Source organism: Bacteroides sp. (genome assembly GCF_052357945.1).
Lineage (GTDB): Bacteria > Bacteroidota > Bacteroidia > Bacteroidales > Bacteroidaceae > Bacteroides.
Genome location: NZ_DAWCXD010000152.1, coordinates 1 through 10801, shown reverse-complemented (window position 1 = coordinate 10801; position 10801 = coordinate 1). Strand labels below are relative to the sequence as shown.

The following is a 10801-nucleotide window of genomic DNA, read 5'->3' as shown; positions in this document are numbered from 1 at the left end:
TTTATCAATGACGGGCAACTTACTATCTTTTAATTTTATGTCGAACTCACGTTAAATATTAAAATCAAGATAGTGAATTCTATAATGAATTTGATAAATCTTTCCTGAAACTATTCCCGAATTTTATTTCAGCTTTTAATGAATTGCTGGTAGAAGAAGGTCGGGTTTATCCGAAATCCGATGAGCTGTTGGCAACAGAACTTCGTAGCTTTGCCCTGATCCGTCTGGGGATAGACAGTAACAAGATTGCTCATTTTCTCGGATATTCTTTGGTCACTATTTATAATTACCGTAGCCGGATGCGTAATAAAGCTGCCGGAGACAAGGATCAGTTCGAGCAGAATGTAACGAATCTATCATGTTATTCATAGATAGCAATGTGTTATTGCTTTGTAATATGCGAGGCGGTAATGCCTGTATATAAAGCAAATATCCACTTTTAGTGTCTAGTAATCCGCTGTATATCTCTCTTTTTTTCTACCTTTGTAGACAACTAATCTAAAAATAAATATACTAGAGAATGAAAAAGTTAATCTACACATTGTTCTTTGTCCTTATCTCCGTTGTTGCAAACGGTCAGGCAAAGTACGTATTCTATTTCATCGGGGATGGGATGGGAGTGAACCAAGTAAATGGTACGGAGATGTATCAGGCGGAAATTCAAAATGGGCGTATTGGTGTTGAGCCTTTGTTATTTACTCAATTCCCGGTTGCTACTATGGCAACTACTTTCTCTGCTAAAAATTCAGTAACCGACTCTGCTGCTGCAGGTACTGCATTGGCAACAGGAAAGAAAACTTATAATGGTGCTATTTCTGTAGGAGAAGATAAAAATGCCATTCAGACTATCGCCGAAAAGGCAAAGAGAGCAGGGAAAAAGGTGGGCATAACGACTTCTGTCAGTGTAGATCATGCTACTCCTGCCGCATTTTATGCGCATCAACCCGACCGTAATATGAATTATGAAATTGCTCTTGACTTGCCGAAAGCAAATTTCGATTTCTATGCAGGCGGTGGTTTCTTGAAACCGACTACCACTTATGACAAGAAAGAGGCTCCAAGTATTTTCCCTATTTTTGAAGAAGCCGGATATACAGTAGCACGTGGTTACAATGACTATAAAGCAAAAGCCGCAAAAGCAGAAAAGATGATCCTGATTCAGGAAGAAGGAGCCAATCCTTCTTGTCTGCCTTATGCTATCGACCGCAAAGAGGGTGATTTGACATTGGCACAGATTACGGAAAGTGCCATTGATTTCCTTACTAAAGACAATAAGAAAGGTTTTTTCTTGATGGTAGAAGGTGGTAAGATTGACTGGGCATGTCACGCTAATGATGCCGCTACGGTGTTCAATGAGGTGAAGGATATGGATAAAGCCGTCAAAGTAGCTTATGAATTCTATAAGAAACACCCGAAAGAAACTCTTATTGTGATTACCGCAGATCATGAAACAGGTGGTATTGTGCTGGGTACAGGAAAATATGCGTTGAACCTGAAAGTATTGCAATACCAGAAACATTCTGCTGACGGACTTTCACAACGTATCAGTGAATTGAGGAAATCAAAAGGTAATAAAGTGACTTGGGAAGATATGAAAATATTCTTGGGCGAAGAAATGGGCTTCTGGAAACAATTCCCTATTTCTTGGGAACAGGAAAAGACCTTGCGTGATGAGTTTGAAAAATCATTCGTGAAGAATAAAGTCGTATTTGCTGAAAGTATGTACTCTAAGAGTGAACCGATGGCTGCACGTGCAAAGGAAGTGATGGATGAGATTGCTATGGTAAGCTGGGCAAGTGGCGGACATTCTGCTGGTTATGTACCTGTATTCGCTATCGGTGCAGGTTCTCAACTGTTTGGAGAAAAGATTGATAACACGGAAATTCCTAAAAGAATTGCAAAAGCAGCCGGATACAAATAAATATCGGTAAAGACATAAAAAAGCCGGGAGTCCAAAAACTTCCGGCTTTCTATATATGTTCTTGTCAATTATGCTTTTACACGTCCTACGTAAGAACCATCGCGAGTATCAATTTCAATTGTTTCACCTTCGTTGATGAACAACGGAACACGTACGGTTGCGCCTGATTCTACAGTGGCAGGTTTCAGGGTGTTGGTAGCTGTATCACCTTTCACGCCCGGTTCTGTATAAGTCACCTTCATTTGAACCTTGATCGGCATATCTGCATAAAGTACAGTTTCTGTAGAAGCGTCAGAAACAACGTCCAATACTGCACCTTCGAGCAGGAAGTCAACACCATTAATCAGGTCGTGAGCAATAGGGTGTTGGTCGAATGTTTCTTGGTTCATGAAGATATAGTCTTCTCCTTCTTTATACAAAAATTGGTATGGACGACGTTCTACGCGTACATCTTCCAATTTTTCACCGATGTTGAAACGGCGTTCGAGAACGTAACCGCTGACTACATCTTTCAGTTTAGTACGCATGAAAGTGTTACCTTTACCTGGTTTTACATGCAGGAATTCGATACAGAAATAGAGCTTTCCGTCCATACGGATACAAGTTCCGTTTTTGATGTCTTGAGCATTAATCATACTGCTATTCTTCTTAATCTATTATTGTTATTTAATTGTTTTCGCAGGAATTCGACTGCAAAAGTAATCTAAATCAGTAAAAAACACAAAAACTTTTGAGCAAAAATGAGTTATCTCTTGGTTAATTTAAAAAAAGTGCCTATTTTTGCAGCCCGATTACGTAGAATAATAACATAAAAAACAAGATACAGTAATGAAAAGAACATTTCAACCCTCTAACAGAAAGAGAAAGAACAAACACGGTTTCCGTGAGAGAATGGCATCGGCTAATGGTCGTAGAGTATTAGCTGCTCGTCGTGCGAAAGGCAGAAAGAAACTAACTGTTTCTGATGAGTACAACGGACAAAAATGATAATCACTTGTCATCAGGAAATAAAAAAGGCGGAGATTAAGTTCTCCGCCTTTTTTATTTCCTGATGACAAGTATGTTAAAAAGTGGTATTGTTTGCTCTCATTTATGACTTTTTGCTTTTCTTTGTAGAGTAGAATAAAACTCATAAACAAACATACACAATGGAAGAACAGATCCGGGACCTGAAAACCCGCATAATTATAATAAGGTTGTTGAAATCTATAGGAGTGGGGATTATAGTTGCAGCAATTCTGGCGATGATAAGCGTTCTTGCATAATGGGTAGGGACATTTTTCATCGCCTACTTTTTAAAAGTTCAACTATTTTGTCGTATCTTTGGCGCATATTAACAACAATGCGTATGACTATTAAAGAATTCTTTTCTTTTAAAACAAATAAATTCTTCTGGGTGAATATGATCGCCATGGTTGTTGTGGTGGTTGTGATGATATTCGGTGTACTGAAGTGGCTTGATATATATACACATCATGGTGAAAGCGTTGTAGTTCCTGATGTGAAGGGAATGACGGTGGACGAAGCGACGAAAATGTTCCGGAATCATGGTCTGGTATATATGATTTCTGATACTAAATATGTCAAGGATAAGGCAGCGGGTATCATTCTTGAACTGAAACCGGGAGCCGGTGAGAAAGTGAAGGAAGGACGTACGGTATACCTGACTGTCAATACGTTGGATGTACCTTTACGTGGAATTCCCGATGTGGCGGACAACAGCTCGCTCCGTCAGGCGCAGGCTAAATTGCTGAACGCCGGTTTCAAACTGAATCAGGTTCAACTGGTAAATGGTGAGAAAGATTGGGTATATGGCGTGAAGTATCAGGGACGTCTGTTGTCTGCCGGAGAAAAGATTCCTGTTGGATCTTCGCTGACATTAATGGTAGGAGATGGCTCCGGTGATATGTCGGAAGAAGATTCTGTCGATGTCTCTATAGATACAGCCCAGCCGGTTACGTCGGAATCATCATCTGTTCAAGATGACAGTTGGTTTTAATAGATAAATAATAGAAACGGACTCGCATGATAGAGGAAGAACTTCCGGATGAACTGGAGAATGATTTGGATGATATAGAACCTGTCGGTGACGAATCCCAGCTTTACGAACACTTCCGCGTGGTTGTAGATAAGGGACAAACGATGGTCAGAGTCGACAAATATCTGTTCGAACGTATTGTCAATGCTTCGCGCAACCGTATTCAGAAAGCTGCCGAAGACGGATTCGTTATGGCCAATGGCAAACCGGTGAAGAGTAGTTACAAAGTGAAACCGCTGGATGTCATAACGGTGATGATGGACCGCCCCCGTTATGAAAATGAAATTATTCCTGAAGATATTCCCCTTACTATCGTTTATGAAGATCCTTATCTGATGGTTGTGAATAAACCGGCGGGATTGGTCGTGCATCCGGGACACGGAAACTATCACGGCACGCTGGTCAATGCGCTGGCCTGGCACATGAAGGATATACCGGATTATGATGCCAATGACCCGCACGTGGGACTTGTTCATCGCATCGATAAAGATACTTCAGGCTTACTGGTGATTGCCAAGACACCGGATGCCAAAACAAATCTGGGAATTCAATTTTTTAATAAGACTACCAAACGCAAATATCGTGCTTTGGTGTGGGGTGTTGTGGAACAGGATGAAGGAACGATTGTCGGTAATATTGCCCGTAATCCGAGAGACCGGATGCAAATGGCGGTGATGTCCGACCCGACGGTGGGTAAACATGCCGTTACGCACTACCGTGTATTGGAAAGACTGGGCTACGTAACCCTTGTGGAATGTATACTTGAAACAGGACGTACCCATCAGATTCGTGTCCACATGAAGCATATCGGCCATGTATTGTTCAATGACGAACGCTATGGCGGTCATGAGATACTGAAAGGAACCCATTTTAGTAAATACAAACAGTTTGTAAATAATTGCTTTGACACTTGTCCCCGACAGGCTTTGCATGCTATGACGTTGGGGTTTGTGCATCCCGTCACAGGTGAAGAGATGTATTTTACTTCCGAACTTCCGGATGACATGACCCGGCTTATCGAGAAGTGGAGAGGCTATATAAGTAATAGAGAATTAGAATGAAACGCAACATCGCTATCGTAGCAGGAGGAGATACCTCTGAAATCGTAGTTTCCCTGCGTAGCGCACAGGGTATTTATTCCTTTATTGATAAGGAAAAGTATAATTTGTATATCGTGGAGATGGAAGGCCGTCGCTGGGAAGTGCAATTACCGGACGGAAACAAAGTGCCGGTGGATAGAAACGACTTTAGTTTTACGAACGGAACGGAAAAGATTGTGTTCGACTTTGCTTATATCACCATCCACGGTACGCCGGGTGAGGATGGCAGGCTGCAAGGCTATTTTGATATGATGCGTATTCCGTATTCCTGTTGTGGAGTGTTGGCGGCTGCCATTACTTATGACAAGTTTACCTGCAATCAATATCTGAAGGCTTTTGGAGTGCGCATTGCCGAATCATTATTGTTGCGCCAGGGACAATCAGTTTCTGACGAGGAAGTAGTGGAAAAGATTGGTCTGCCTTGTTTTATCAAGCCTAGTCTGGGAGGTTCGAGCTTTGGAGTTACGAAAGTGAAGACAAAAGAACAAATACAACCGGCCATTGTTAAAGCTTTCGGAGAAGCGGAAGAGGTGATTGTTGAAGCGTTTATGGACGGAACGGAACTGACTTGCGGCTGTTATAAGACAAAAGAGAAGTCGGTCATCTTTCCACCTACGGAAGTCGTGACGCACAATGAGTTCTTTGATTATGATGCTAAATATAATGGACAGGTAGATGAAATCACTCCTGCGCGTATCTCGGATGAATTGACCAAACGCGTACAGATGCTGACTTCAGCTATCTATGATATATTAGGTTGTTCCGGCATTATCCGTGTAGATTACATTATAACTGCCGGTGAAAAACTGAATCTTCTCGAAGTAAACACTACTCCGGGAATGACTACTACCAGTTTTATTCCCCAGCAAGTGCGTGCAGCCGGACTGGATATAAAGGATGTGATGAGCGATATTATTGAAAATAAATTTTAATCACATGATGGATCTGACAGAGTTTAATGAAATTCGTCCTTACAATGATGAGGAACTTCCTCAAATCTTTGAGGAACTGATTGCCGATCCGGCTTTTCAGAAAGCTGCTACCGGTGCTATACCGAACGTTCCATTTGAACTTCTGGCGCAAAAAATGCGTGCCTGTAAGACTAAGCTTGATTTTCAGGAGGCATTTTGCTATGGCATTTTGTGGAAGATAGCGGCAGATCATACTGCCGGACTGACACTGGATCATACCGCCATACCGGATAAAAGCAAAGCTTATACGTATATATCGAATCATAGAGACATTATTCTTGATTCGGGCTTTCTCTCTATTTTGTTGATTGACCAGGGAATGGATACGGTAGAAATTGCGATTGGCGACAATTTGCTTATTTATCCCTGGATTAAGAAACTGGTGCGTGTCAATAAATCATTTATTGTACAGCGGGCGTTGACCATGCGGCAAATGTTGGAATCTTCAGCGCGTATGTCCCGTTATATGCATTACACCATTTCAGAGAAGAATCAGTCTATTTGGATTGCGCAGCGTGAAGGACGTGCAAAAGATTCGAATGACCGTACACAAGACAGTGTATTGAAAATGTTGGCAATGGGAGGTGAAGGCGATTTGATAGACCGCCTGATGGAAATGAATATTGCTCCGCTTGCTATTTCATACGAATATGATCCGTGTGATTTTCTGAAAGCGCAAGAGTTTCAGTTGAAGAGAGACATCGAAGGATATAAAAAGACGACACAGGACGATTTGATTAATATGCAGACAGGTCTTTTCGGATATAAAGGCAGGGTACATTTTCAGGTTGCTCCTTGTTTGAATGATGACTTGCAAGGCTTGGACCGTTCGTTGCCGAAACCGGATTTGTTTGCCCGTATTTCTGCCTGTCTTGATCGCCGCATCCATCGTAATTACCGGATATATCCGGGAAATTATGTGGCGTATGATTGGCTGAATGGCACAACGGAATTCGTGTCCAATTACACGGAAGAAGAGAAACTGCAGTTTATGAACTATATTGAACAACAATTGGCAAAGATCAAGATTCCGAATAAGGATGAAGACTTTTTGCGTGAGAAGTTGTTATTAATGTATTCCAATCCGTTAGTTAATTATTTAGCAGCTTGCCGATGAAAAGAAGAAAATTACATATTGTTTGGTTGTGGGGATTGCTTTTCCTGATGACTGCCTGTGGAGATGATGACTATTATTATCCTTCGGTGAAACTGGAATTTGTGACTGTAGAGGCCGGAGAAGACGGTCGCATACAAATGCTTATTCCTGATAAGGGAGAAGTCTTGACTGTTTCGGAAGACCGTACGGGTTCTACTATCTCTCCAAACACTTCCAGACGTGTAATGAGTAACTATGAGGTGCTTTCCGGTGAGAACACCACTACTATATATTCTTTGCAATCGCTCATAACGCCGGTACCTAAACCGGAAGATGATCCGGTTTACAAGGACGGTATAAAGCTGGATCCGGTAGAGATGGTCAGTATCTGGCTCGGAAGGGATTATCTGAATATGATTTTGAATCTCAAGGTCAGTACGGGCAAGGGACATGTTTTCGGTATAGTGGAAGATGTGTCCGAACTTAAAACAAATGGCATTGTGAATATGTTGTTATACCATGATGCGAACAGTGATGGAGAATACTATAATCGGCGTGCTTACATTTCTGTTCCTTTGGCGCAATATATAGATGAAGAGAATCCGGGTCGGACGATAAAGGTTAAATTTAAATATTATACGTACGATAAGGATGGTTCTCCGATAGAATCTGATAAGTACTGTGATTCCGGGTTTGACTATACTCTGGGACAGAATTGAATAATGGAGTGTATATGTTTAAATTGAATCAATTAATCGTGGGAATATTTTTATTTCTCTCTTCCCTTTTCTCTTGTCAGCAGAAAGGGGATTTTCAATCAATGAATGTAGAGGAGTTTGATTCTCTTATTCAGAATGAGGATATACAACGTCTAGATGTTCGCACGCTTGCGGAATATTCGGAGGGGCATATCACGAAGACGATCAACATCAATGTGATGGATGACTCTTTTGCTTCAATGGCTGATTCTTTGTTGCAAAAAGACAAACCGGTGGCTGTATATTGTCGCAGTGGAAAACGAAGCAAGAAGGCTGCGGCAATTTTGAGTGAGAAGGGATATAAAGTCTTTGAGCTTGATAAGGGATTTAATTCCTGGGAGGAAGCAGATAAAGAAATAGAGAAATAAAGTGCTGATTTATCAGCACTTTATTTTTTGGGGCTTATTTCAGTCCTTCCAATAATCTTTTCAGAACGACAGTTGCCGAGATTTCACGGTTGGCAGCTTCCGGAATCACAATAGATTGCGGACTTTCAATGACATCGTCTGTCACAATCATATTTCTACGAACCGGAAGACAATGCATGAAATAAGCATTGTTGGTAACTGCCATTTGGCGGTCGCTGACAGTCCAATCACGATCTTTGCTTAATATCTGTCCATAGTTGTCACCAGAATAAGCAGCCCAGTTTTTGGCATATATGAAGTCGGCTCCTTCGAAAGCCTTCATCTGGTCATATTCTACTTTTGCATTACCTACAAATTGCGGATCAAGCTCATAACCTTCGGGATGAGTGATGACAAATTCGTAATCCGTTGCATTCATCCATTCGGCAAAGGAATTAGGAACAGCCTGTGGTAATGGACGTGGATGCGGAGCCCAGGTCATGACCACTTTGGGACGTGCTGTTTTCTTGTATTCCTCGATGGTAATCAGGTCTGCAAAGCTCTGCAATGGGTGGCGTGTTGCCGCTTCCATCGAAAAGACAGGACGTCCGGAGTATTGGATGAATTGATTGATAATAGTTTCCTGATAGTCAAAATCACGGTCTTCAAAACGAGCAAAAGAGCGTACTCCAATGATATCACAATAGCATCCCATAACCGGAATGGCTTCTAAGATATGTTCCGGTTTATCACCATCCATAATTACGCCACGTTCAGTTTCCAATTTCCATGCACCTTGATTGATATCCAGTACCATTACATTCATTCCCAAATTGATGGCAGCTTTCTGTGTGCTGAGGCGGGTACGTAAACTAGAGTTGAAGAAGATCATCATTAAAGTCTTGTTTCGTCCCAGTTCTACATATTTGAAGCGCTCTTTTTTGATTTCGAATGCTTCTGCAAGGGCTGATTTTAAATCGCCAATGTCCTGTACGCAAGTAAATTTCTTCATATCATTTATTTTTTAATTTTTAATTAGCTTCGCTCAAAACCTTGTTTGATTTTAACATATAGGTATAGTCTCAATTTCTTCTCGTTTGTCCATCTCCTTCAATGACCCATTTGTAAGAAGTGATTTCCTCCAGTCCCATCGGACCGCGTGCGTGTAGCTTTTGCGTACTGATTCCGATTTCGGCTCCTAATCCGAATTGTGCCCCGTCAGTGAAAGCGGTAGACACATTGGTGTATACGCAAGCTGCGTCCACGATTCTGGTGAATAAAGCTGCACGTTCCCCGTTCTCGGTAACGATACATTCGCTATGTTTAGAACTGTTTTCCTGAATATGTCCTAAGGCATCTTCGAAGCTCTTTACAGTCTTGACAGCCATTTTATAATCCAGAAACTCCGTGCCGAAGCTTTCTGCTTTTGCTCGCTCCAATAGCTCGGCAGGATAGTGGCCTTCCAATGCCTGGTAAGCTTGCGGATCAGCATAAATAATGACATGGCTGTCTTTTAGTTTCTTGCATAGCAGAGGGAGGTCGGCTAGTCTCTTCTCATGTATAATGGTGCAGTCCAATGCATTACATACGCTAACTCTACGTGTCTTTGCATTATGAATAATGTCTGCTCCCTTGTTTGTATCCCCAAATTCATCGAAGTAAGTGTGGCAGATACCTGCCCCTGTTTCAATGACAGGGATCCTTGCATTCTCGCGTACGAAATGAATAAGACTGCTGCTGCCTCTGGGGATAATCAAGTCTACGTAGCCCACAGCATTCAGTAATGCTGCCGTAGCCTCTCTATCAGCCGGAAGTAATTCTACAACGTGCGGATTGATTTTGAACTTCTTCAATACTTCGTGAATCACACTGATGATGGCTCGGTTGGAACAATCGGCGTCACTCCCTCCTTTCAATATGCAGGCATTTCCGCTCTTCAGACAAAGGGAGAAAACATCAAAGCTAACATTAGGGCGCGCTTCATAAATGATTCCTATTACTCCGAAAGGAACGCTGACTTTCGTCAACTTCATTCCATTGGGGCGAACACTCTCTTTCAATACTTTACCCAAAGGAGAGGGGAGTGTTGCTACATTGCGTGTATCTGCGGCAATACCTTTCAAACGTTCTTCCGTCAGTTTCAACCGGTCGTACTTCGGATCATTTTTGTCCATCCGTGCGAGATCTTTTTCGTTCTCTGAAAGAATGAAAGGTGTTTCTGCAATTGCTGCGTCAGCTACTGCATTTAAAATCTGATTGATGACATCATCATTCAGCAGGGCTAATTCCCGACTTGCTACTTGTGCAGCGGCAAAGGTCTCGTTTAAATTTGTAGTCATTTGCTCCTTTTTTGCATTAAATGGAAAGATAAACTATGCAAATATAGTGAATGATGTGAATAAAACTTGTTGAAAACAGAAATAAATGTTGTTATTGTGATGATATATAGGTTGTAGATACATATAGTTCTAATTTTGTATCTCTTTTTCTGATTAGTTGAAAATTCATTTCGGTGCGGAAATGAACTAAACAGTAGCTTCCAATAGTCAGTAAGGGATAACTTGTCTTAA

General features: G+C 41.6%; 11 protein-coding genes and 1 pseudogene. 9 read left to right on the top strand and 3 right to left on the bottom strand.

The genetic code is table 11. The annotated features are described in order from the left end of the window. Positions 1-62: 62 nt before the first annotated feature. Positions 63-371 (top strand): annotated as a pseudogene (locus tag ACT8YW_RS19390) (DUF6377 domain-containing protein); the annotation flags it as partial. 149 nt (positions 372-520) lie between these two features. Then, positions 521-1921 (top strand): alkaline phosphatase, encoded by a 1401-nt coding sequence (locus tag ACT8YW_RS19385; RefSeq protein WP_444106841.1) that lies wholly within the window; start codon positions 521-523, stop codon positions 1919-1921. A 68-nt stretch (positions 1922-1989) separates the two neighbouring features. Here the strand turns inward: ACT8YW_RS19385 and efp are convergent, their stop codons facing one another. After that, positions 1990-2556 (bottom strand): elongation factor P, encoded by a 567-nt coding sequence (gene efp, locus ACT8YW_RS19380; RefSeq protein ID WP_007763862.1) that lies wholly within the window; start codon positions 2554-2556, stop codon positions 1990-1992. Positions 2557-2749: 193 nt separating this feature from the next. Between efp and rpmH the strand changes: the two genes are divergently transcribed. From rpmH to ACT8YW_RS19345, 7 genes are all read left to right on the top strand, one after another. Then, on the top strand, positions 2750-2908 hold the full coding sequence (rpmH, locus tag ACT8YW_RS19375) for a 50S ribosomal protein L34 (protein WP_004299762.1): 159 nt from the start codon (positions 2750-2752) through the stop codon (positions 2906-2908). A 361-nt stretch (positions 2909-3269) separates the two neighbouring features. Beyond that, positions 3270-3920 carry a PASTA domain-containing protein gene (locus ACT8YW_RS19370; RefSeq protein ID WP_444106840.1) on the top strand — a complete coding sequence of 217 codons (651 nt, stop codon included), beginning with the start codon at positions 3270-3272 and terminating at the stop codon, positions 3918-3920. 26 nt (positions 3921-3946) lie between these two features. Then, positions 3947-5020, top strand: coding sequence for an RluA family pseudouridine synthase (locus tag ACT8YW_RS19365; protein ID WP_444106839.1), 1074 nt, complete (start codon positions 3947-3949; stop codon positions 5018-5020). After that, positions 5017-5991 carry a D-alanine--D-alanine ligase gene (locus ACT8YW_RS19360; RefSeq protein WP_444106838.1) on the top strand — a complete coding sequence of 325 codons (975 nt, stop codon included), beginning with the start codon at positions 5017-5019 and terminating at the stop codon, positions 5989-5991. The genes ACT8YW_RS19365 and ACT8YW_RS19360 overlap by 4 nt, the downstream gene beginning before the upstream one ends. Positions 5992-5998: 7 nt before the next feature. Beyond that, positions 5999-7147: an acyltransferase gene (locus ACT8YW_RS19355; protein ID WP_444106842.1), complete on the top strand. Its 1149-nt coding sequence runs from the start codon at positions 5999-6001 to the stop codon at positions 7145-7147. Beyond that, positions 7144-7845 (top strand): NigD1/NigD2 family lipoprotein, encoded by a 702-nt coding sequence (locus ACT8YW_RS19350; protein WP_444106837.1) that lies wholly within the window; start codon positions 7144-7146, stop codon positions 7843-7845. The genes ACT8YW_RS19355 and ACT8YW_RS19350 overlap by 4 nt, the downstream gene beginning before the upstream one ends. 14 nt (positions 7846-7859) lie before the next feature. Further along, positions 7860-8252 carry a rhodanese-like domain-containing protein gene (locus ACT8YW_RS19345; RefSeq protein ID WP_444106836.1) on the top strand — a complete coding sequence of 131 codons (393 nt, stop codon included), beginning with the start codon at positions 7860-7862 and terminating at the stop codon, positions 8250-8252. 34 nt (positions 8253-8286) lie between these two features. On the opposite strand, the gene ACT8YW_RS19340 is transcribed toward ACT8YW_RS19345, so the two are convergent. Both ACT8YW_RS19340 and ACT8YW_RS19335 read right to left on the bottom strand, forming a co-directional pair. Continuing rightward, positions 8287-9243, bottom strand: coding sequence for an acetylornithine carbamoyltransferase (locus ACT8YW_RS19340; protein ID WP_004324587.1), 957 nt, complete (start codon positions 9241-9243; stop codon positions 8287-8289). Positions 9244-9313: 70 nt separating this feature from the next. Next, entirely contained in the window at positions 9314-10570 is a 1257-nt protein-coding gene (locus ACT8YW_RS19335) for a glutamate-5-semialdehyde dehydrogenase (protein ID WP_444106835.1), read from the bottom strand. Between the last annotated feature and the right edge of the window lie 231 nt (positions 10571-10801).

What these genes read in the sequence shown, in the direction of transcription:
- ACT8YW_RS19385 (WP_444106841.1), top strand. Translation starts at nt 521, where the DNA reads ATGAAAAAGTTAATCTACACATTGTTCTTTGTCCTTATCTCCGTTGTT.
- efp (WP_007763862.1), bottom strand. Translation starts at nt 2,556, where the DNA reads ATGATTAATGCTCAAGACATCAAAAACGGAACTTGTATCCGTATGGAC.
- rpmH (WP_004299762.1), top strand. Translation starts at nt 2,750, where the DNA reads ATGAAAAGAACATTTCAACCCTCTAACAGAAAGAGAAAGAACAAACAC.
- ACT8YW_RS19370 (WP_444106840.1), top strand. Translation starts at nt 3,270, where the DNA reads ATGACTATTAAAGAATTCTTTTCTTTTAAAACAAATAAATTCTTCTGG.
- ACT8YW_RS19365 (WP_444106839.1), top strand. Translation starts at nt 3,947, where the DNA reads ATGATAGAGGAAGAACTTCCGGATGAACTGGAGAATGATTTGGATGAT.
- ACT8YW_RS19360 (WP_444106838.1), top strand. Translation starts at nt 5,017, where the DNA reads ATGAAACGCAACATCGCTATCGTAGCAGGAGGAGATACCTCTGAAATC.
- ACT8YW_RS19355 (WP_444106842.1), top strand. Translation starts at nt 5,999, where the DNA reads ATGGATCTGACAGAGTTTAATGAAATTCGTCCTTACAATGATGAGGAA.
- ACT8YW_RS19350 (WP_444106837.1), top strand. Translation starts at nt 7,144, where the DNA reads ATGAAAAGAAGAAAATTACATATTGTTTGGTTGTGGGGATTGCTTTTC.
- ACT8YW_RS19345 (WP_444106836.1), top strand. Translation starts at nt 7,860, where the DNA reads ATGTTTAAATTGAATCAATTAATCGTGGGAATATTTTTATTTCTCTCT.
- ACT8YW_RS19340 (WP_004324587.1), bottom strand. Translation starts at nt 9,243, where the DNA reads ATGAAGAAATTTACTTGCGTACAGGACATTGGCGATTTAAAATCAGCC.
- ACT8YW_RS19335 (WP_444106835.1), bottom strand. Translation starts at nt 10,570, where the DNA reads ATGACTACAAATTTAAACGAGACCTTTGCCGCTGCACAAGTAGCAAGT.